The sequence below is a fragment of the Microbacterium sp. genome (assembly GCF_040394595.1).
GTDB lineage: Bacteria > Actinomycetota > Actinomycetes > Actinomycetales > Microbacteriaceae > Microbacterium.
The window spans coordinates 1-20,696 of record NZ_JBEBSA010000021.1 but is presented as its reverse complement, the minus strand read 5'-3'; the positions used below and the strand labels follow the sequence as shown (position 1 = coordinate 20,696).

General features: G+C 71.1%; 21 protein-coding genes. 5 read left to right on the top strand and 16 right to left on the bottom strand.

Annotation, left to right across the window (positions count from 1 at the left end):
• Nucleotides 1-10: 10 nt before the first annotated feature.
• Nucleotides 11-391, top strand: a complete 381-nt coding sequence (locus ABWO84_RS14535) for a DUF1844 domain-containing protein (RefSeq protein ID WP_502915423.1) — start codon at nucleotides 11-13, stop codon at nucleotides 389-391.
• Here ABWO84_RS14535 and ABWO84_RS14530 read toward each other — a convergent pair.
• The 7 genes from ABWO84_RS14530 to ABWO84_RS14500 form a co-directional block, all read right to left on the bottom strand.
• Entirely contained in the window at nucleotides 384-1,154 is a 771-nt protein-coding gene (locus ABWO84_RS14530; protein WP_353115795.1) for a DUF3626 domain-containing protein, read from the bottom strand. The two genes, ABWO84_RS14535 and ABWO84_RS14530, sit on opposite strands and share 8 nt — an antisense overlap.
• A gap of 84 nt (nucleotides 1,155-1,238) precedes the next feature.
• Nucleotides 1,239-2,063, bottom strand: a complete 825-nt coding sequence (locus tag ABWO84_RS14525) for an SseB family protein (protein ID WP_353115793.1) — start codon at nucleotides 2,061-2,063, stop codon at nucleotides 1,239-1,241.
• Nucleotides 2,064-2,067: 4 nt separating this feature from the next.
• A complete protein-coding gene (gene priA, locus ABWO84_RS14520) occupies nucleotides 2,068-2,814 on the bottom strand; it encodes a bifunctional 1-(5-phosphoribosyl)-5-((5-phosphoribosylamino)methylideneamino)imidazole-4-carboxamide isomerase/phosphoribosylanthranilate isomerase PriA (protein WP_353115791.1) in 747 nt (248 codons plus the stop codon).
• A gap of 87 nt (nucleotides 2,815-2,901) precedes the next feature.
• A complete protein-coding gene (gene hisH / locus ABWO84_RS14515; RefSeq protein WP_353115789.1) occupies nucleotides 2,902-3,540 on the bottom strand; it encodes an imidazole glycerol phosphate synthase subunit HisH in 639 nt (212 codons plus the stop codon).
• Nucleotides 3,537-4,148 carry an imidazoleglycerol-phosphate dehydratase HisB gene (gene hisB, locus ABWO84_RS14510; protein ID WP_353115787.1) on the bottom strand — a complete coding sequence of 204 codons (612 nt, stop codon included), beginning with the start codon at nucleotides 4,146-4,148 and terminating at the stop codon, nucleotides 3,537-3,539. Before hisB ends, hisH begins: the two co-directional genes overlap by 4 nt.
• Nucleotides 4,145-5,227: a histidinol-phosphate transaminase gene (locus ABWO84_RS14505; RefSeq protein ID WP_353115785.1), complete on the bottom strand. Its 1,083-nt coding sequence runs from the start codon at nucleotides 5,225-5,227 to the stop codon at nucleotides 4,145-4,147. Before ABWO84_RS14505 ends, hisB begins: the two co-directional genes overlap by 4 nt.
• 31 nt (nucleotides 5,228-5,258) lie before the next feature.
• Nucleotides 5,259-5,645 (bottom strand): LysM peptidoglycan-binding domain-containing protein, encoded by a 387-nt coding sequence (locus ABWO84_RS14500; RefSeq protein WP_353115783.1) that lies wholly within the window; start codon nucleotides 5,643-5,645, stop codon nucleotides 5,259-5,261.
• A gap of 293 nt (nucleotides 5,646-5,938) precedes the next feature.
• Between ABWO84_RS14500 and lexA the strand changes: the two genes are divergently transcribed.
• Nucleotides 5,939-6,613, top strand: a complete 675-nt coding sequence (gene lexA / locus ABWO84_RS14495; protein WP_353115841.1) for a transcriptional repressor LexA — start codon at nucleotides 5,939-5,941, stop codon at nucleotides 6,611-6,613.
• Between the two features lie 1,025 nt (nucleotides 6,614-7,638).
• Here the strand turns inward: lexA and metE are convergent.
• Both metE and ABWO84_RS14485 read right to left on the bottom strand, forming a co-directional pair.
• A complete protein-coding gene (metE, locus tag ABWO84_RS14490; RefSeq protein WP_353115781.1) occupies nucleotides 7,639-9,951 on the bottom strand; it encodes a 5-methyltetrahydropteroyltriglutamate--homocysteine S-methyltransferase in 2,313 nt (770 codons plus the stop codon).
• Nucleotides 9,948-10,898, bottom strand: coding sequence for a methylenetetrahydrofolate reductase (locus ABWO84_RS14485; RefSeq protein WP_353115779.1), 951 nt, complete (start codon nucleotides 10,896-10,898; stop codon nucleotides 9,948-9,950). Before ABWO84_RS14485 ends, metE begins: the two co-directional genes overlap by 4 nt.
• 151 nt (nucleotides 10,899-11,049) lie before the next feature.
• On the opposite strand from ABWO84_RS14485, the gene ABWO84_RS14480 reads away from it, so the two are divergent.
• Nucleotides 11,050-12,909 carry a S9 family peptidase gene (locus ABWO84_RS14480; RefSeq protein ID WP_353115777.1) on the top strand — a complete coding sequence of 620 codons (1,860 nt, stop codon included), beginning with the start codon at nucleotides 11,050-11,052 and terminating at the stop codon, nucleotides 12,907-12,909.
• 10 nt (nucleotides 12,910-12,919) lie between these two features.
• On the opposite strand, the gene smpB is transcribed toward ABWO84_RS14480, so the two are convergent.
• The 3 genes from smpB to ftsE all read right to left on the bottom strand — a co-directional run bounded on the left by smpB (nucleotide 12,920) and on the right by ftsE (nucleotide 15,384).
• Nucleotides 12,920-13,396 (bottom strand): SsrA-binding protein SmpB, encoded by a 477-nt coding sequence (gene smpB, locus ABWO84_RS14475; protein ID WP_353115775.1) that lies wholly within the window; start codon nucleotides 13,394-13,396, stop codon nucleotides 12,920-12,922.
• A gap of 69 nt (nucleotides 13,397-13,465) precedes the next feature.
• Nucleotides 13,466-14,380: a permease-like cell division protein FtsX gene (gene ftsX, locus ABWO84_RS14470; RefSeq protein ID WP_353115773.1), complete on the bottom strand. Its 915-nt coding sequence runs from the start codon at nucleotides 14,378-14,380 to the stop codon at nucleotides 13,466-13,468.
• On the bottom strand, nucleotides 14,377-15,384 hold the full coding sequence (gene ftsE / locus ABWO84_RS14465) for a cell division ATP-binding protein FtsE (RefSeq protein ID WP_353115771.1): 1,008 nt from the start codon (nucleotides 15,382-15,384) through the stop codon (nucleotides 14,377-14,379). The genes ftsX and ftsE overlap by 4 nt, the downstream gene beginning before the upstream one ends.
• A gap of 143 nt (nucleotides 15,385-15,527) precedes the next feature.
• Here ftsE and ABWO84_RS14460 point away from each other — a divergent pair, with 143 nt between their 5' ends.
• Nucleotides 15,528-16,751 carry a DUF2510 domain-containing protein gene (locus ABWO84_RS14460; protein ID WP_353115769.1) on the top strand — a complete coding sequence of 408 codons (1,224 nt, stop codon included), beginning with the start codon at nucleotides 15,528-15,530 and terminating at the stop codon, nucleotides 16,749-16,751.
• A 75-nt stretch (nucleotides 16,752-16,826) separates the two neighbouring features.
• On the opposite strand, the gene prfB is transcribed toward ABWO84_RS14460, so the two are convergent.
• Nucleotides 16,827-17,939 carry a peptide chain release factor 2 gene (gene prfB, locus ABWO84_RS14455; RefSeq protein ID WP_353115767.1) on the bottom strand — a complete coding sequence of 371 codons (1,113 nt, stop codon included), beginning with the start codon at nucleotides 17,937-17,939 and terminating at the stop codon, nucleotides 16,827-16,829.
• A 122-nt stretch (nucleotides 17,940-18,061) separates the two neighbouring features.
• Here prfB and ABWO84_RS14450 point away from each other — a divergent pair, with 122 nt between their 5' ends.
• The gene (locus ABWO84_RS14450; RefSeq protein WP_353115839.1) at nucleotides 18,062-19,300 is read left to right on the top strand and encodes an MFS transporter; all 1,239 of its coding nucleotides are present in this window, start codon (nucleotides 18,062-18,064) and stop codon (nucleotides 19,298-19,300) included.
• A 13-nt stretch (nucleotides 19,301-19,313) separates the two neighbouring features.
• Here ABWO84_RS14450 and ABWO84_RS14445 read toward each other — a convergent pair whose 3' ends face one another.
• Genes ABWO84_RS14445 through ABWO84_RS14435 form a run of 3 tightly spaced genes read right to left on the bottom strand, consistent with a single transcriptional unit; the run spans nucleotide 19,314 to nucleotide 20,588 of the window.
• Complete coding sequence (locus ABWO84_RS14445; RefSeq protein ID WP_353115765.1) at nucleotides 19,314-19,745, bottom strand: pilus assembly protein TadG-related protein; 432 nt, start codon at nucleotides 19,743-19,745, stop codon at nucleotides 19,314-19,316.
• Nucleotides 19,742-20,203, bottom strand: a complete 462-nt coding sequence (locus tag ABWO84_RS14440; RefSeq protein ID WP_353115763.1) for a TadE family protein — start codon at nucleotides 20,201-20,203, stop codon at nucleotides 19,742-19,744. The genes ABWO84_RS14445 and ABWO84_RS14440 overlap by 4 nt, the downstream gene beginning before the upstream one ends.
• Nucleotides 20,172-20,588: a TadE/TadG family type IV pilus assembly protein gene (locus ABWO84_RS14435; protein ID WP_353115761.1), complete on the bottom strand. Its 417-nt coding sequence runs from the start codon at nucleotides 20,586-20,588 to the stop codon at nucleotides 20,172-20,174. Before ABWO84_RS14435 ends, ABWO84_RS14440 begins: the two co-directional genes overlap by 32 nt.
• Nucleotides 20,589-20,696: the final 108 nt, after the last annotated feature.

Below are 20,696 nucleotides of genomic sequence, written 5' to 3'. Positions count from 1 at the left end.
CGAAGTGACGATTCCTGATCCCTCAGCCGATGAGCGCCATGAGCGTTGGGCGCAGCAGGAGGATGCCGCGGCCTCTGCGTCGCGCGACATCGCCGACGTCCCCGCGGTCGAGGTGATCACGACCACCGCCGTGCATCTGATGAGCGCCGCCGCGGTCAAGGTGGGCCTCGCCGACGACCCCGGTGCGCAGCTCGACCTCGACGAGGCCAGGAAGCTGATCAACGCCCTCGCCGGACTCATCACGGCGGGCGCGCCGGAGATCAGCGACATGCACGCCCGCTCTCTGCGCGACGGCCTCCGCTCGCTGCAGCTCGCCTTCCGCGAGGCGTCGTCCATCCCCGACCCGATCGGCCAGGGTCCGGGCGAGAAGTGGACCGGACCCGTCAACTGATCGCAGGGCCCGCCGGTTCGGGCAGACGCCCGAACCTCGCGAGCAGGTGCCAGACCCGTTTCAGCGTCTGCGGATCGTGCTGGGCGGAGCGGGCCGCCTCCCCGATCACGGCCGGCGTGAGCTCGGCGCCCAGCGCCCGGGCCAGCGCCGACGGCTCTGGCCCCCGGTAGTCCGGGGACAGGTCCGCGGTGCCCACGCGGTACCCGGGATGGAAATCCACCGGGCGCCCGGTTCGTACGGCCGCGGCGTGGACGGCGGTGTCGCGGAAGCACGGGTCGAGCACGACGGCCTCCACGTCCTCCGCCAGCAGGAGCCCTCCGTGGACATGCGCCTCGACGTAGCGGTCGAGCGCATCGAGGTCGTCCGCCCGCATGCGCGCCGTCAGCACGTCGACTCCGTCCGCACCGACGACGCCGTCGGGCTCGAACACCGAGTCGGGATAGCAGAAGGTCGCGCGGTCGCCGACAGCGGCCCGCAGCCGGAGGTATGCCGACCCGAAGCGCGGCGCCGGGCCGTGGCGACCGCCTTCGTGCAGCGCCCCGTAGACCGGCCTCTCGGACGACACCGCCCCGTCGTAGCGGCCGTCGAAGAGCCGGCTCTCCCAACGCCACCTGTCCCCTCCGGGCCGCGCGGTCAGCCCGCCGTTCGAGGTGCCGGTCTCGAACTGCGACCGGTAGCGGCCCGATTCCGCGATCGCCTCCATGACCGTCCCTCCGGCGAAGGGCCAGTCGGGATGGAAGTGAAGGGCGATCGTCGCGGGCACGACAGCACCCTACGCGGTGCGCCGTTCCGCCGTCGGAAACACGTCCGTCTTCTCGGGACGACCGCGGAGGACCCGGATCCCGCCTCAGGCGGCGGAGCGGGCGAGCTTCACCGTGAGGGAGTCGACGAGCACGGCCATGCGGTCGTCGGACGCCCACCGCTGCGCCAGGCGGGCGAGGATCGCGTCGAGCGTCCCTCGGTCGAGCCCGTCGATGAGCTCGAGCGTGACGATCAGCTCGGGACCGCGCATCCTCGCATCCGGATCCCCCGCCGCGACGGAGACGTCGATGACGGCCAGTTCCTGCCCGATGCTCTCCCGCAGCGCGGTGAAGACCTCCGGCGAGAGGAAGCTGGGCTCCCACCGCTGCGCCTGCGCCACCGCCCACACGGCAGGACGCCGGAGCACGAACTCGGTGTCGGATGCCGGATCGAGGACGATGAGGTCGGTCTCCTCGCTCGACGCCGACAGTGCGACCCGCACAGCCTCGACCGGGATCGGACGCGCCGCGGCGTCCCAGCGCGACATCGTCTCGACCGAGGAGAACACCGGCTGCACGCGTCGGCCGTCCGGCGCGGCGACGGTCACGATCGAGAGCTCCTGCGTCTTGTCGACGGCGAGCCCCGACGGCCCCACCCCCTCGTCCCCCTTCTCGGCGATCAACGGGATCAGCACGCGCGCGGAGCGGAACGCATCCACGACATCGACCTGCGAGCCCTGTCCGGCGCGGAACCGCAAGAGGGCGTCGAGCAGCGCGGGGTCGGCCGAGCCGTCGTCGGCGGCGTGCGGATTGGCCTCGAAGCTGCGTCCGGCCCACGGGACCCCGGCGGAGTCCCCGGCGTTCGGGCCGTGTCCATGGTCCGCGTGCCCTCCGGCGCCGTGGCCGCAGGCGTCGTCCGTGCCCTGCGACATGAGGTCAGTCCCCTGCGACGTCCAGCGCCTCGGCCAGCGTGAAGGCTCCGGCGTAGAGGGCCTTGCCCACGATCGCCCCCTCGACGCCCAGCGGCACCAGCTCGCGCAGCGCGGCGATGTCGTCGAGGTTGGACACGCCGCCCGAGGCGATCACGGGCTTCGGCGTGCGCTGGGTCATCTCCCGCAGCAGTTCGATGTTCGGGCCGCGCAGCGTGCCGTCCTTGGTCACGTCGGTGACGACATAACGGCTGCAGCCGGCGGCCTCGAGGCGCTCCAGCACCTCCCAGAGGTCGCCGCCGTCCTTGGTCCAGCCCCGCGCCGCGAGCGTCGTGCCGCGCACGTCGAGTCCGACCGCGACGGCCTCGCCGTACCGCGCGATGACGTCGGCGGCCCACTCCGGGTTCTCCAGCGCGGCGGTGCCGAGGTTGATCCGGCTCGCGCCCGACTCGAGCGCCGCCTCGAGGCTGGCATCGTCGCGGATGCCGCCGGACAGCTCGACGTTCACCCCCCGGTACTGCTTGATGACCTTGCGCAGGATCGGTGCGTTGCTCCCACGGCCGAAGGCGGCGTCGAGGTCGACGAGGTGGATCCACTTGGCACCCTGGTCGACCCACTCCCCCGCCGCGTCGATCGGGTCGCCGTAACTGGTCTCGGTGCCGGCCTCGCCCTGGGTCAGTCGCACCGCCTTGCCTCCGGCGACATCGACCGCGGGCAGCAGGATCAGAGCAGGCGTGGAGGCGAAGTCGTTCATCTCGTCCTTGTTCGGAGGTTGTTCGGACGCCCGTGGCCGGGCACGAGAACTGAGACTAGTCCCAGTTCATGGGCGGGCAAAACCCTGCTACGACAGGGAGGACACCCAGTTGCGCAGGAGCCGGATGCCCGCGTCACCGGACTTCTCGGGATGGAACTGGGTCGCCGACAGCGGTCCGTTCTCCACGGCGGCGAGGAACGGCTCGCCGTAGGTCGCCCAGGTGAGTGCCGGCTGCGGGAACGGAGGCTGCACGTCGAGCTCCCACGTCTTGGCCGCGAAGGAGTGCACGAAGTAGAAGCGCTCCTCCTCGACACCGCGGAACAGCACCGATCCCTCCCCGGGCTCGACGGTGTTCCAGCCCATGTGGGGCAGCACCGGCGACTCCAGCTCGGTGACGGCGCCCGGCCACTCGCCGAGCCCTTCGACGTCGCGTCCGCGTTCCACACCGCGTGCGAACATCACCTGCATCCCGACGCAGATGCCCAGCACCGGCCGCCCTCCGGCGAGGCGACGCTCCACGATCTCGTCGCCGCCGTGTGCGAACAGCGCGTCGCGGACCGCCGCGAAGGCGCCGACGCCCGGGACCACGAGCCCGTCGGCCTCGAGGGCCGCATCGCGGTCGCCGGTGAGCTCGACGTCGGCACCGGCCGCCGCGAGGGCCTTGACCGCCGAGTGGACGTTGCCGGACTCGTAGTCGAAGACGGCGACCTTCGGGGTGCGGCTCACAGCGCGCCCTTGGTGGAGGGCACGCCCTCGATCAGAGGATCGAGGGACTTCGCCTGGCGGAAGGCACGCGCGAACGCCTTGTACTCCGCCTCGGCGATGTGGTGCGGATCGCGTCCGCCGAGTACGCGGACGTGCACCGTCATGCCGGCGTGGAAGGTGACGGCCTCGAAGGAGTGCCGCACGAGAGCCCCGGTGAAGTGTCCGCCGATCAGGTGGTGCTCGAAGCCCGCGGGCTCGCCGTCGTGCACGAGGTACGGACGTCCGGAGATGTCCACGACCGCCTGCGCCAGCGCCTCGTCGAGCGGCACGAGCGCATCGCCGTAGCGGGAGATCCCCGCCTTGTCGCCGAGCGCCTCGCGGATCGCGTCTCCGAGCACGATCGAGACGTCCTCCACCGTGTGGTGCGCGTCGATGTGGGTGTCACCGGAGGCCCGGACGGTGAGGTCGGTGAGAGAGTGCTTCGCGAAGGCGGTCAGCATGTGGTCGAAGAACGGCACCGAGGTGTCGACGCTGCTGCGTCCGCTGCCGTCGAGGTTCAGCTCGAGCTCGACGGTCGACTCCGAGGTGCTGCGGCTGCGTCGGGCGGTGCGGGGGCTCGGGGCGCTCATGCTGCCGATCCTACCGAGGCGAGGGCGTCGAGGAACGCAGTGGTCTCGCTCTCGGTGCCGGCGGTCACCCGGAGGTGATCCGGGATGCCGACGTCGCGGATGAGCACGCCGCGATCGTAGAGCGCCTGCCAGACGCCTCGAGGGTCGGAGACCCCGCCGAACAGCACGAAGTTGGACCAGGACTCGTGCGGCAGGTAGCCGAGCCCGCTCAGCGCAGCCGACATCCGGTCGCGCTGCACGACGATCTCGTCGACCATCTGCAGCATGGTGCCGGAGTTCCGCAGTGCCGCCGTCGCGGCCGCCTGGGTGAGGGCGCTGAGGTGGTACGGCAGGCGCACCAGGCGCAGCGCATCGATGAAGGCGGGATCGGCGGCGAGATAGCCCACGCGCGCGCCGGCGAACGCGAACGCCTTGCTCATCGTGCGCGAGATCGCGAGCCGCGGGCGACCCGGCAGCAGGGTCAGCGCCGACGGCGCGGTGCGCGGGGCGAACTCCTGATATGCCTCGTCGACGATCACCACGCCGCGGGCCGCGTCGTACACGGCCTCCACGACATCGAGTCCCAGCGGGGTTCCCGTCGGATTGTTCGGCGCACAGAGGATCACCACGTCGGGATCGGCCCGGGCCACCTGCTCGGCGGCCGAGGCCGCGCTGATCCGGTAGTCGTCGCCCCTCGCCCCCGCGACCCATCGCGCACCGGTGCCCTGGCTCAGCAACGGGTACATGGAATAGGTCGGGCCGAACCCGAAGGCCGTACGACCAGGACCCGCGAACGCCTGCAGGATGTGCTGCAGCACCTCGTTGGAGCCGTTGCCCGCCCAGATCTGATCACGGTCGAGGCCGTGCCCGAGATACCGGGCGAACCCTTCGCGCAGTGCGGTGAACTCACGGTCGGGGTAGCGGTTGACCTCACGCAGCGCGACGGAGATGTCGTCGAGGATGTCGCGGGCGACGCCCTCCGGAACCGGATGGGTGTTCTCGTTGACGTTCAACGCGACCGGAAGGGGCGCCTGTGGCGCGCCGTACGGAGTCAGTCCGCGCAGATCATCGCGGAGGGGCAGTTCGTCGAGAGAGGTCACGCTTCCATGCTAGAACCGCGTGGCGACCCGCTCAGTCCGTGTAACGCGAGGGGATCGCGATCTTCTGCCCGACCATCAGGTCGGCACCCTGCAAGTTGTTCAGCCGCCCGATCGCGTCGACCACGTCCCGGCGGTCTGCCTGAGGCGCGACCTTTCCGGCGATCGACCACAGGGTGTCCCCCGGGAGGACCGTGACGGTCTGGAAGTCCACCGCCGCGCTGTGCTCGCCGGAGGCGATCGCCGATCCGCCGGCGATCCCTGCGAAGCCGATCCCGATCGCGAGGGGCACGGCGGCGAGGGTCAGCAGCACTCGGCGACCCCGTGCGGTGATCCGCAGCCGGGTCTGGCGAGGCGCGGAGCCGAAGACGACGCCCGACGAGAGACGCGGGGCCTGGTGCGCGATGCCGATGGTGCTCATGCTGTGCTCCTCATTCACGGCCCGGGACGAACCCGGGATGTTCGAGCTTTCGCATCCGCCCCTCGGCCGGGAGTGACGGATGCGAAGCTCTGTTCCGAACTTATCTTCGATATCGAACACTTGTCAAGCGTTCTTCGAATTCCGCCTCCCCGGACGGGCCGACACGCTCGAACGAATCTTCCGATTCGGCCGTGTTCTCGGATACGGTTTCGATAGCGATACCCCATCACGGACCACCGACATTCGAATCGGGCGTCCGCGATCCGAGGCACGAAGGAGCACCGATGAGCGATATGACCCCGGCATCCGAGGCGCCGCGCACCCGTCGGCGCAAGAGCCTCAGCCCCAAGCAGATGGCGATCCTCGAAGTCATCCAGGCCTCGATCGCCACGCACGGCTATCCGCCGAGCATGCGCGAGATCGGCGACGCCGTCGGGCTCAAGTCGCTCTCGAGCGTGACCCACCAGCTCGGCCAGCTCGAGCTCAGCGGCTACCTCCGCCGCGACCCCGGCAAGACCCGGGCCATGGAGGTGCTCATCGACCTCCCCGGCGCGAGCACCGAGAACCCGGCAGACGCCGCTCCCCCGGTCGGCGACGCGGCGCTCGTGCCGCTCGTCGGGCAGATCGCCGCCGGTGTGCCGATCACGGCCGAGCAGCAGGTCGAGGAGATCTTCCCGCTGCCGCGTCAGCTCGTCGGCAAGGGCGACCTGTTCATGCTCAAGGTCAACGGCGAGTCGATGATCGACGCCGCGATCTGCGACGGCGACTGGGTGGTCGTGCGGTCGCAGCACACGGCGGAGAACGGGGAGATCGTCGCGGCGATGCTCGACGGCGAGGCGACGGTGAAGACCTTCCGCCAGCGCGATGGGCACACCTGGCTCCTCCCGCGCAACTCCTCCTTCGAGCCGATCCTCGGCGACGACGCCGTCGTGCTCGGCAAGATCGTCGCCGTGCTCCGCGCGGTCTGAGACGCACGGCCCCGGGGGCGGCTCCTGGTCGGGTCGCGCCCGGCCGGGCCGCCGGGTCGGTCGGCCGGCAGCCCCTGTCCCGGATCCCGGTCTGTTCAGACGGATCCGTCCGGGAAACGGGACACCGTCCGGGAAACGGGACACTGCGCGCGCCCGGCCCGGCCCGGCCCGATCCACAGACCTGGTCCCGAATCCCTGACAGCCCGAACAGATCCATCCGGGAAACGGAACACCATCCGGGAAACGGGACACCGCCCGGGAACCGGGACACCATCCGGGAAACGGGACACCGTCCGGGAAACGGGACGCCCCGTGAGACCGGCCACCCGTCCGATCCACAGACCCTGTCCCGGATCCCGGATCATCCGGACAGATCCGTCCGCGAACGTGACATCGTCCGCCGCGGGAGAGCATCCGAGAAAGACGGAGCCGCTACCGAGCAGGACCTCAGCCCGGACCGCAGATCATGCCCCGAGTCCCGGACCGCCCAGACAGATTCATCGGCGAAACGGGACACCACTCGCCAAGCGGAAAACCATCCGCCACACGGGCCATGCCCGTACCGGCCACCCGCCCGACCCACAGACCATGTCCCGTATCCCGGACCATCCGCGCACATCTGTCCGCGAAACGTAACATCGTCCGCGAGACGGGACGCTGCACGTGCCCGGCGCCCGCCCGATCCACAGAGCTGGTCCCGAATCCCTGACAGTCCGAACAGATGCATCAGGGATACGGGACACCGTCCGGGAAACCGGACACCGCCCGGGAAACCGGACACCGCCCGGGAAACGGGACACCGTCCAGGAAACGGGACGCCCCGTACGGCAACCCGCCCGATCCGCAGCCCCTGTCCCGGATCACGGACCATCCGGACAGATCCGTCCGGGAAACGTGACACTGTCCGCGAAACCTGACATCGTCCGCCACGCGGGACCGCCGTCCGCGGATCGGACACCCCGCCCGCGAAGGGCACCGACGCGGAGGAGGCCCTCCCGAGAACCGGGAGGGCCTCCTCCGCGATGTCAGACCGCGGCCGCGACGTCCTCGCGCACGCGGTGGGTCGCCTCCACGATGTTGCGCAGCGAGGCGACGGTCTCGTCGTATCCGCGGGTCTTCAGACCGCAGTCCGGGTTGACCCAGAGACGGCGCAGCGGCAGCTCGTCGGTCGCGCGCCGCAGCAGGGCGGCGATCTCGTCGACGCCGGGGACGCGCGGCGAGTGGATGTCATACACGCCGGGACCCACGCCGTGGTCGAAGCCCGACGCGGCGATGTCCCCGACGACCTCCATGCGGCTGCGGGCCGCCTCGATCGAGGTGACGTCGGCGTCCAGAGCGCGGATCGCGTCGATCACCACGCCGAACTCCGAGTAACAGAGGTGCGTGTGCACCTGTGTGCCCGAGGCCGCGCCGCCGGTCGCCAGGCGGAACGAGCGCACCGACCAGTCGAGGTAGGCCGGCTGGTCCGCGTTCTTCAGCGGCAGCAGCTCGCGCAGCGCGGGCTCATCGACCTGGATGATCGCGATGCCGGCATCCTCCAGGTCGGCGATCTCATCGCGCAGCGCGAGGGCGACCTGGTCGGCGGTCTCACTCAGGGGCTGATCGTCGCGGACGAACGACCAGGCGAGGATCGTCACCGGGCCGGTGAGCATGCCCTTGACCGGCTTGGCGGACAGCGACTGCGCGAACGAGGCCCACGACACGGTGATCGGCGCCGGTCGCGAGACGTCGCCCCAGAGGATCGACGGACGGGTGGCGCGCGACCCGTAGGACTGCACCCAGCCGTGCTCCGTCACGGCGAAGCCGTCGAGGTGCTCGGCGAAGTACTGCACCATGTCGTTGCGCTCCGGCTCTCCGTGCACGAGCACGTCGAGGCCGAGGTCCTCCTGCAGCGACACGACCCGCTCGATCTCGGCCTTGATGAAGGCCTCGTAGTCGTCCTGCGGCAGTTCCCCGCGCAGGAACTGGGCGCGGGCGCGACGGATGTCGCCGGTCTGGGGGAACGACCCGATCGTCGTCAGCGGCAGGGCGGGGAGGTTCAGGGCCTCCTGCGCGGCCTCGCGATCCTCGTACGACGCGCGGGAGAAGTCCCCCTCGACCAGCGCTCGGGCGCGGACGGCACCGTCGCGCACCCCCGGTGCCGAGCTGCGGTCGGCGAGCGCCGCCGTCGCGGCATCGAGCTCGTCGGCGATCGCCCCGCGCCCATCGACGAGACCACGAGCGAGGGTCACGACCTGCGAGGTCTTCTGGTCGGCGAACGCGAGCCAGGAGACCAACCGCGGGTCGAGTGCCCTCTCGTCCTCGACGTCGTGCGGCACGTGCAGCAGCGACGTCGAGGTCGAGGCGGCGACGGCTGCCGCGCCGAGACCACGCAGCGCCTCGAGCCGCGCGAAGGCACCGTCGAGGTCTCCGCGCCAGATGTTGTGGCCGTCGACCACACCGCCGACGAGCGTCTTCCCGGCGAGGCCGGGCACGCGCGCCGGCACGTCGCCCCGCACGAGGTCGAGCCCGATCGCCTCGATCGGGGCCCCCGCGAGGACCGCGAGGTTCGCGTCGAGGGCGGCGTAGGGCGCGGCGACGAAGATCGCCGGACGGTCCTGCCGCCCGCCGAGCAGCGCGTAGGCCCGCTGCGCCGCGGCACCGAGCTCCGCCGTGCTCGCGGGAAGGGACTCGCTGACCAGCGCCGGCTCGTCGAGCTGCACCCACTCGGCGCCGGCGGCCTTCAGGCGCGCCAGCAGCTCGGCGTAGACCGGAAGCAGGTCGTCGAGCCGGGACAGCGGGTCGAAGCCCTCAGGGGCGTCGTCGGAAGCCTTGGCGAGGGCGAGCAGCGTCACCGGGCCGACCAGCACGGGACGGGTGCGCAGCCCGGCCGCGGCGGCCTCGGCCACCTCGCGCACACGGCGGTCGTCGGAGAGCGAGAAGCGGGTCTCCGGGCCGATCTCGGGCACCAGGTAGTGGTAGTTCGAGTCGAACCACTTGGTCATCTCCAGCGGTGCGAGGTCGCCCTCGCCGCGGGCGATCGTGAAGTACGCCGGAAGTCCGATCGAGCCGTCCTCCGCGCGCAGGTGCTCGAACCGCTGCGGGATCGCGCCGACCGCCACCGCGGCGTCGAGCACCTGGTCGTAGAAGGAGAACGACTCGGGGATGGCGGAGTCGTCGCGTCCGAGCCCCCGCTCCGCGAGGCGGTCGCGGGTGGCGGTGCGGAGCTCGGCGGCGGTCTGCTCGAGCTCCTCCTCGGTGATGCGGCCCGCCCAGAACGACTCGACCGCCTTCTTCAGCTCGCGGCGACGCCCGATGCGGGGATAGCCCAGGATGGTTCCGGCCGGGAAAGCGGTCATGGTGTTCCTTTCGAAGGTGCCGAGTGCTGCAGCTGCGGCAGGATGTCCGCCGCCGCGAGCACGTCGAGCACGGTGTCGTGCTGGTTGAACGCGTAGAGGTGCACGCCCGGAGCGCCGCCGGCGACCACGTCCGCGGCCAGCCGGGCCGCCCACTCGACGCCGATCTGCCGGCGCCCCTCGGCGGTCGGCTCGACCTCGAGCGCCACGACGAGCTCGCCGGGGAGCTCCTCCCCCGTGAGCTCGAGCACCCGCGCGAGGCGAGCGGGCGAGGTGATCGGCATGATCCCGGGCAGGATCGGGATGGTCACGCCCGCACGCCGTGCGCGCTCGACGAACGCCAGGTAGTGGTCGGGGTGGAAGAAGAGCTGGGTGATGGCGAAGGTCGCGCCGGCCGCCTGCTTCGCCAGCAGGGCCTCGACGTGCTGGGTGCTGTACGCCGACCGCGGATGCCCGTTCGGGAATGCCGCGACCGCGATGCGGACGTTGCGCCGGGGCGCGACGCGGATGGCCCCGGGGTGGCCCGGCACCGGCGACTCCTCGTAGGGGGCGCGCTCGGCCTGCACCCGGTCGATGAGCTGCACGAGCTGCGCCGAGCTCTCCAGATCGCCGAGGAAGGGCTCGCCCTCGGCATGGCCCGCCGGGGGGTCGCCGCGCAGCGCCAGGAAGCTGAGGATGCCCGCATCCAGGAACTCCCGGATCAGCCGGGCGGCCCCGGAATAGGTGTTCCCCACACAGGTGAGGTGTGCCAGGGGCTCGACCCCGGTGCGGGTGCGGATGTACTTCAGCACCTCCAGCGAGCGACCGCCCGTCGACCCGCCCGCGCCGTAGGTCACCGACAGGAAGTCGGGCCCCGCGGCGGCGAGGTGCTGGATGGTCTCGTGGAGCGCCTCGGCGTTGGCCGCGGTGCGCGGCGGATAGAGCTCGAAGGAGAAGGGCACGCGGGGCATGGTCCTCCTCGGTCCTGCGTTCTGGCGGTGCATCGGGTTCCCACACGCTAGAACGCGCGCCGTGCGCCGCGCATCGTGTGTGACGCCCCGTCACGGTGTGTGACGTCATATGACGAAACGGGGCGGCGCACTTGCCGGATAGGGTCGAGGCATGCTCGCTCCGCACGGTTCCTGGCCCACTCCCTTCGACGCGGCGGCGGTGAGCGCCGCCACGCCCCGGATCGACGGCGCCCGGTTCGTCGGCGACGAGATCTGGTGGGGCGAGTCGGTGCCCGCCGAGGGCGGCCGGCTGACCGTGCGGAGCTCCTCGGGGGCCACCCTGCTGCCGGCGCCGTGGAACGCCCGGTCGCGAGTGCACGAGTACGGCGGCGGATCCTGGACGGCGGACGCCGTGGGCACGCTCTACTTCGTCGACGCGGCCGACCAGCGGGTGTACCGCCTCCCGCGCGGCGGCGAGCCGGTGTCGCTCACCGCGGAGGGCCCCCGGTACGGCGGCCTCGAGCTGCGGTGCGGCCGTCTCCTCGCCGTGTGCGAGGACCTTCGCACAACCCCCCACCTGCGCGCGATCGTGGAGATCCCCCTCGACGGCTCCGCGGCGGACGACGAGGCGGCGGTACGGGTGTTCATCTCTGGCTCGGCGTTCTTCGCCCACCCGGTGTCCTCACCCGACGGCACCCGGATCGCATTCGTCGAGTGGAACGGACGTCTGATGCCCTGGCAGAGCGCCCGGCTGCGGGTGATCCCGGTCGACGGCGATGCGTTCGCGGAGATCGACACCCGCGCCGCACTCCAGCCGGAGTGGATCTCGGACGACGAGCTGCTGTTCCTCGACGATCCGGACGACCGGTGGAACCTGCAGCGTCTCCGCCTCGACGGCCTGGACGTGCGCGGGCGCGAGGCGGTCGCCCCCGCCGACGCCGACACGGGCGGAGGGCTGTGGGTGCTCGGCAACCGCTGGTACCGTCCGCTCGCGGACGGCCGCCTCGTCGCGATCCGGACGAACGGGACCGACGAGATCGTCGTCGTCGAACGGGACGGATCGGTGCGGGGTCTGGGTGTCCCGGTCACCGGCGAGGCGAGCATCGACGACGTCTCCGGTTCCCGCGTGCTCGTCTCCGGCGCCGGGGCCTCGTCCGGCCGCGGCCTGTGGTGCGTCGACGTGGATTCCGGCGAGGTGCGGACGGTCCGCGGCGGAGCGCGCATCGACGAGGCCTGGACGCCGATCGCCCGGCAGGTCGTGTTCGAGGGCCCGCACGGCCCGGTGCACGCCTACGACTATCCGCCCGCCAACCCCGACGCACAGGCGCCTGCAGGCGAGCTGCCGCCGTACATCGTGATGGTGCACGGTGGGCCCACCTCTCACGTCACCGGGGCCGCTTCGACGGCCTACGCGTTCTGGACCACGCGCGGAATCGGCGTGCTCGACGTGAACTACGGCGGTTCGACGGGCTACGGCCGGGAGTACCGCGAGCGTCTGGACGGCGAATGGGGGGTGGTGGACGTCGACGACGTCATCGCCGCGGCCCGGGGTCTCGCCGCATCGGGCGTCGCCGATCCCCGTCGCATCGCGATCCGCGGGGGCTCGGCGGGCGGGTGGACGGTGCTCTCCGCGCTCGTCCGCGGTGGCGCGTTCGCTGCGGGGATCAGCCGCTACGGCGTCGCAGACCTGCGGATGCTGGCCGCCGACACGCACGACTTCGAGAAGCACTACACCGACGGGCTCGTCGGCCCTCTTCCCGAGGCCGAGCAGGTGTACATCGACCGCTCGCCGCTCACGCATGCGGACAGGATCGACGTGCCGGTCCTCCTGCTGCAGGGCGCGGACGACCGCGTGGTGCCGCCCAGCCAGTCCGAGGCCATTCGCGATGCGCTGGCCGCACGGGGCGTCCCGCACGAGTACGTGCTCTACCAGGGCGAGGGGCATGGCTTCCGCCGGGCGGAGACGCTGATCTCCGCGCTGACGACCGAGCTGGCCTTCCTCAGCGGCGCGTTCGGGTTCGACCCCGCCTGACCGGGTCGGGCTACTCGCCCATCCGGTTGCGCGTCCGCATCGCGCGCTCGGCCTCGCGGGTGTCCTGCCGCTCACGGAGGGTCTGCCGCTTGTCGAACTCGCGCTTGCCCTTGGCCAGGGCGATCTCGACCTTGGCGCGGCCGTCCGAGAAATAGAGCCGCAGCGGGACGATCGTGTATCCGCCGGCCGACACCGCGTGCTGGAGCTTGAGGATCTCCTCGCGGTGCAGGAGCAGCTTGCGCACGCGCTTCGCCGAGTGGTTGGTCCAGTGCCCCTGGGAGTACTCGGGGATGTGCACCGCGTCGAGGAACGCCTCGTTGCCCTTGATGAACGCGTAGCCGTCGGTCAGGTTCGCGCGACCCTGGCGCAGCGACTTGACCTCCGTGCCGGTGAGCACGAGGCCTGCCTCGTACGACTTCTCGATGTTGAAGTCGTGACGCGCGCGACGGTTGGTCGCGATGATCTTCTCACCGCGTTCCCTGGGCATGTTCTTCTCCTGACGACGGACCAGCCCTCCAGCATATAGGCGATCCGACCGTTCCGGATGACGCAGGGCTCAGGTGCGCAGCCACCGCCGGATCGCGAAGCCCGCCGAGAGGGCTGCCAGCACCACGCCGATCACGATGAGCACGGGGACGACGAACGCCGCCTCCTGCATCCCGACCAGCGGCCGCATGAAGGGGACGCGCTCGGCGAGATAGCCCTCGACACCGAACTTCACGCCGACGAGGATCGCGGCGCCCGCGAGGAGAGAGCCGATGAAGGCGGCGAAGACGCCCTCGAGCACGAACGGCGTCTGGATCGCTCTGTTCGAGGCGCCGACGAGCCGCATGATGCCGATCTCCTTGCGCCGCGCATAGGCGGACAATCTGATCGTCGTCGCGATCAGCAGCACGGCGGCGATGAGCATGAGGGCGGCGACGCCGACCGCGATGTAGGTCGCCACGGTGAGCGCGGAGAACAGCGGATCGAGCAGCTTCCGCTGATCCTTCACCTCGTCCACGCCCGCCTGACCCGAGAACGCCTCGGTGAGCACGTCCGACCGCTGCGGGTCCTTCATGGTCACCCGGAACGCCTCGGCCATGTTGTCCACGCCGAAGGCGTTCGCCTGGTCCTCGCCGAACTGCGCGACCCACTGCTTGAAGGTGTCCTCCTTGGAGTCGTGGGTCACCGAGCTGATCAGGGGCGCGAGGGCGTCGCCCTCCAGCTCGCTCTTGACCTTCTCGACCTGCTCGGGCGTCGCGGCGCCGGAGAGGCAGTTCTTGGACGTCGACAGCGGGGAGCACATGTACACCGTGACCTCGGCGCGCTCGCCCCAGAACGACTTCATCGTGCTGATCTGCACCTGCATGAGGATCGCCGCGCCGACGAAGGTCAGCGAGACGAAGGTGACGAGCACGACGGAGATGACCATCGACAGGTTGCGGCGCAGGCCGCTCAGCGCCTCGAGGAGGATGAGTCCGGGATTCATTCGGTCGGCCCCACTTCCTCGTCGTCCGCACCCGTCAGTCCCAGCCGGTCGGCGACGCCCAGTTCGGCGACCTCCACCTCCGGCAGCACGATCGGATGCGTGCGGGGCGCACCGACGGGGGCGGCGTCCGCCGCCGCGGGCTCGGCGGGAGCCGAGCTCTGCGGAGTCGCGGGCGATACGGGGGCCGGCGCGGGCGGCGGGGTCTCGGGCGCGACGACGGGTTCCTCCTCGGTCTGCCGCTGCACCTCCTGCACGGCGGTCAGCGCCGCCGTGGCGGCCGCGCCGCGGATCTCCTCGGGGGCGAGGCGCGGGATGTTCGAGGTGTCGCCGTAGCCGCCGCCGGTTTCGTCGCGCACCATGACGCCGTCGCGCAACTCGATCACGCGACGCTGCATCTGGTCGACGAAGCCGGCCTCGTGGGTCGCCATCACCACCGTGGTGCCGCCGGCGTTGATCCGGGCGAGCAGCTGCATGATGCCGACCGAGGTGGCGGGGTCGAGGTTTCCGGTGGGCTCGTCGGCGAGCAGGATCTGCGGACGGTTCACGAGCGCACGGGCGATCGCCACGCGCTGCTGCTCACCGCCGGACAGCTCATGGGGCATGCGCTTCTCCTTGCCCTGGAGCCCCACGAGGGCGAGGGCCTCCGGCACCGCCTGCTGGATGAACCCGCGGGAGGAGCCGATCACCTGGAGGGAGAAGGCGACGTTCTGATGGACCGTCTTGGTCGACAGGAGCCGGAAGTCCTGGAACACCGAGCCGATCTTGCGGCGGAAGTAGGGCACCTTCCGGTTCGCGAGCCCGCGGAGGTCGCGACCCAGCACCGCGACGCGGCCGGTGGTCGGCACCTCCTCGCGCAGGATGAGACGCAGGCAGGTGGACTTGCCGGAGCCCGAGGCGCCGACGAGGAACACGAACTCGCCGCGCTCGACCTCGAAGTCGACCTCCGACAGGGCGGGCCTCTTCGTGCCCCGATAGTGCTTGGTGACGTTCTCGAACCGGATCATGGCGTACCGAGCCTAAGCGGGCGTCCGGCCAGGAGCGCGAGCGACACCCCCGACTCCCGCACGTCATCATGGTCTGCTAGAACAGGAAGGCGCAGACCGCGCCGCACGAAGACCGCGTCACCGCGCGATGAAGAGGGGGCAGAATGAGCACGCCAGCAGGATGGTACGACGACGGATCCGGACGCCAGCGGTGGTGGGACGGCTCCCAGTGGACCGAGCACTTCGCTCCGGAGGCTCCCTCCGAGCAGACACCCGCGGAGACCGCGGAACCGACGCCGGAGACGTCGTCCGCGCCCGTGGACGGCACCCCCGACGCCCCCGCGGCCGATGTTCCCTCCGGGGATGCGGCCGTCGCCGACGTCCCCCCGGCCGACATCTCCGCTGCCGACGTCCCCGCCGCCGTCCCGGTGGCAGACGTCTCCACGCCGGACATCCCCTCGGCGGATGCCACGGCGGCGGGCATTCCGGCGGCAGACATCGCCGCCCCGGAGACGCCGGCCTCTGAGACACCCGGATACGCGGAGACTGCCGGATACGCGGCTCCGGAGGCATCCGCACCCCCGGTTCCGGAGGCTCCCGCGGCGCCGGAGTCATCGCCCTACGCCGCTCCGGGCACCGATTCCTCGGCATACGCCGCCCCGGCGTACGGCGGGTCCGCCTATGCCCCGCCCGCCGACGCGAACGCCCCGGGATACGGGGCCCCCCAGTACGGGGCTCCCCAATACGGCGCTCCCCAGTACGGCGCACCCCAGTACGGCACCGGCTACGGGGCTCCCGCCCCGGAGAAGAAGTCCCCCTCGGTGATCGGCTGGATCGCCCTCGGCGTCTCCGCGCTCGGCCTCATCCTCGGCTGCATCCCGCCCGTGGTGATGATGTTCGGCTGGGGCCTGCTGTTCGCGGGCCTGGTGCTGTCCGTCATCGCGCTGTTCATGAAGGGCGCGAAGTGGCCGGGCATCGTCGGCATCATCCTGGCGGTGATCGGCGCATTCATCTCGGCGGTCATCGGTCTCATCTGGCTCGGCATCACGGTCACGAGCCACGCGATCGACAACGCGAAGCCGGATCCCATGCCGAGCTCTTCCCAGATCGCCGAGGAGCCGTCCCCTGACCCGTCCCCGGACGGTGAGAGCGCCGGCCGCCCCTCCCCCGACGAGATCGCGGCCGGATTCCTCATCGTCATGCACGACGCCGGCTTCACCCAGTACGACGACCCCACGGTGTCCGCCTGCATCGGCCAGTTCTTCTACGACTCGGACGTGAGCGACGAGTCGCTGCAGACGATCGCCGGCGGCAAGGACATCTACGACTCGGAGATGGCGAAGGTCCAGCAGACGACCCGGGATGCCATCCAGGAATGCACGAATTGAGCGAACCGCCCCGCGAGGGGTGAGAGGGGAAGGGCCCGGGAGCATCGCTCCCGGGCCCTTCCCCTCTCACGAGGATCAGTCGTCGTCGTCCTTGCGCTTGCGCCAGCGGATGCCCGCCGAGATGAAGCCGTCGAGGTCGCCGTCGAAGACCGCGGCGGGGTTCCCCGACTCGAAGCCGGTGCGCAGGTCCTTGACCAGCTGCTGCCCGTAGAGGAAGTACGACCGCATCTGGTCGCCCCAGCTCGCCGTGATGTTGCCGGCCAGCTCCTTCTTCTTCGCAGCCTCCTCCTCCTTCTGCAGCAGCAGCAGGCGGGTCTGCAGCACGCGCATGGCGGCGGCGCGGTTCTGGATCTGCGACTTCTCGTTCTGCATCGACACGACGATGCCGGTGGGGAGGTGCGTGATGCGCACGGCCGAGTCGGTCGTGTTCACCGACTGCCCGCCCGGACCGGACGACCGGAACACGTCGACGCGGATGTCGTTCTCCGGGATCTCGACCTCGGTGGCCTCCTCCATCAGCGGGATGACCTCGACAGCGGCGAAGGAGGTCTGCCGCTTGTCTGCCGACCCGAAGGGACTGATGCGGGCGAGGCGGTGGGTGCCCGCCTCGACGGAGAGGGTGCCGAATGCGTACGGCGCGTCGATCTCGAACGTGGTCGACTTGATGCCGGCGCCCTCCGCGTAGGAGGTGTCCATCACCTTGACGGGATACTTGTGCTGCTCCGCCCAGCGCAGGTACATGCGCATGAGCATCTCGGCGAAGTCGGTGGCGTCATCGCCGCCGGCGCCGGAGCGGATCGTGATGATCGCGGCCCGCTCGTCGTACTCGCCGTCGAGGAGCGTCTGCACCTCGAGCTGGTTGATGGTCTCGGTGAGCTGTGCGAGCTCGTTCCTCGCCTCGTGCGCGGAGTCCTCATCGCCCATCTCGTTGGCGAGCTCGACGAGCACTTCGAGATCGTCGAGGCGCCGGGCGATGCCTTCGATGCGGGCGAGCTCCGACTGTCGGTGGCTGAGGGCGCTGGTCACCTTCTGGGCGCGTTCGGTGTCGTCCCACAGGTCGGGAGCGCCGGCCTCCTCGCTGAGGCGGGCGATGTCCTCACGCAGCCTCGACACGTCGACGACCTCGCGGATGTCGCCGAAGGTGAGTCGCAGGGCCTGGATGTCGGCAGAGAGATCGAGTTCGAGCATGGCGGGACAAGCCTACCGTCCTCCGCGCTCCGCCATCGCGCGGATCGGCATGACCCTTCGGCCGGAGTAGCGTGGCGAGGGTGACAAGCACCGCGAGCAGCGTCCTCAAGCAGTTCGGCCCGATGGTGTACGCCCCCACCCTGCTGTTCTCCCTCGGAGAGGGCGCGGTGATTCCGCTCGTGCCGATCATCGCCTCGCAGCTCGGCGCGGACGTCGCATTCGCGGCGCTCGTGTCGTCCGCCCTCGTGGTCGGTCAGCTGTGCGGCAACATCCCTGCCGGGTGGGCGGTGGCGCGCTTCGGCGAGCGCTGGACCATGGTCATCGCCGGGCTGATCTCGATGGCCGCCGCGGTGGGGCTGCTCGTCTCCCCGGCGCTGTGGGGCTTCACGCTCTCGGTGTTCGTGCTCGGTTTCTGCGCGGCGGCCTTCGGCCTCGCGCGTCACGCCTTCATGACCACGCGCGTGCCGATCGAGTTCCGCGCCAGGGCGCTGTCGCTGCTGGGCGGCAGCTTCCGTCTCGGCGTGTTCATCGGGCCGTTCGTGACGGCGGGCCTGCTCGCGGTCTTCGGCACCGAACAGGCCTCGCTGTGGTTCTTCCTCGTCTGCCTCGCGGCGATGGTCGCGCTCGTCACCTTCGGCCCCGATCCCGAGAAGACGGTGGCCCCGCTGCCAGCCTTCCGCGGTGACCTGAGCGAGGACTCCGGGGAGCCGGTGACCGGGTCCATCCCGACCGGGGCGCTCCGCCAGGCACAGGCCGGGGTGTTCCGCACCCTCTGGGAGAACCGCGGGGTGCTCGGCCGCCTCGGGCTCGCGGCGGCGGCGCTGTCGGCTGTGCGGTCGGCACGGCAGGTGGTGCTGCCGCTGTGGGGCGTGTCGATCGGCCTCGACGCGCAGAACATCGCACTGGTGGTGGGCGTCTCGGGCGCCATCGACTTCGCCCTGTTCTACGCCAGTGGGCAGGTGATGGACCGCTTCGGACGGCTCTGGGCGGCGATGCCCGCGATGGTGCTGATGGGGCTCGGTTTCCTGGCCCTCTCGTTCACCCACGAACTGGACGCCGCGACGATGTGGTTCGGGATGCTCGCCGCCGTGCTCGGCGTGGGAAACGGGCTGTCCAGCGGCATCCTGCTCACGCTCGGCGCCGACACCGCCCCGGCGAACGATCCGGCGGCGTACCTCGGATCCTGGCGCACGCTCACCGACGCCGGCGGCGCGGTGGCCCCCGTGCTCGTGTGGGCGGTGACAGCGGTGAGCTCCCTGTCGTTCGCCGCCGGCGCGATGGGTCTCATCGGACTCATCGGCGCGGCCGGCTTCATCCGCTGGATCCCGCGTTTCGTGCCGCGCACCTCGCCCGGGAGCTGACCGCGGTCGTCGTTCACCGCAGCGCCGTGCGGCTGGTCGCGGTCGCCCGGAGCGGCACCCCGTCGGGCACGAACATCGACACGAGCGGCGGATGCCATTCGCCGCCGACGGTCACCCGGGCGGTCACGCCGTCGGCGGTGGTCGCCTCGACGAGGAGCGCGTCGCCCGGGAGCGCCTCGAGGAGCGCGGTCGCCTGCGCACGAACGCCGGCCTCCGTCAGCGCGGCCCGCGCACCGTCGCCGTCCGCGACCAGCACGAATCCATCGGCGCCGGCGAGCGCGGCCGCATCGGCGAGGGCGTCGAGGCGCTTCTGCGCGATGTAGAGGTCGGTGGCGCAGGCGCAGACGAAGAGCACGGCGACGACGAGCAGCGCATATCCCAGTAACAGGGGCAGGATGCTGCCCTCGTCATCCCGCCACCGAGGGCGCCCGCGCGGGCCGGTCATCCGCCGCCCCACTGCCGCGAGACCCGCTGCGCCGCCGATGCCTCGATCGGGACCGCGGTGAGGCGATCGATCCCGGCCAGGGAGGGGACCAGGGGCAGCGCGGCGGTCGCCCGCACGGTGACGATCAGCGTCGCCCCCGATCGCGGGCAGTCCCCCGCAGGTACGCAGGAGAGCGAGACGTCGAGCTCGTCCATGCCGTACTCCTCCCTCACGCTGCGGAGCACGGCGTCAGCGCGCGCCGTCGCCGTGCGGGCATCCGGGGCCTGCGCCATGGCGCGTGCCGCATGGCGCGCGGCGGCCTCGGCGCCGAGCGTCTGCTCCTGCACGACGCCGAGCGAGATCACCAGGTAGACGAGAGGCACGAGCAACAGGATCCCGGTCACGATGAACTCGAGCGCCGCGGACCCCTCGTCCTGCGCGAAGACCTCAGCCGTCCTCGAACGACTCCATCGGCGCATGCGCCTCCACCTCCCATCCGAACGGGATCCCGAGCAGCCCGATCACCGGGAGCGTCGTGCGCACGCGGACGACCGCCGTCGGATGCCCGAGCACGCGGCTCTCCCCCGCGCTCACCTCTTCAGCGAATCGTGGCCCGATCGCCCTGCCGATGATCTCGGCCGTGCGCTCCGCACCCTCGGACGGCGAGGCGTCGGCGAGCGCGGCCCGGTGAGCTCCCTCGACGGCGGCGTCGTGCACGACGTTGCGCACGTAGATCGCGAGGGCGAGCTGGAGGACCGCCAGCGTGAGGGCCGTCAGCAGGGCGCCGACGAGCACAAACTCGACCGGGCTCGACCCGCGCTCCGCCCTCGGGTCAGCCGAGACCGGAGACGCGGGAGAGCGCATCGTTGAACAGATTGACCAGGGCGGGGCCGGCTACGGCCCAGATGAGGACGACGAGGCCCGCCGTCATCAGCGTCACGAGCACCCAGCCGGGGACGTCCCCGCTCTCGT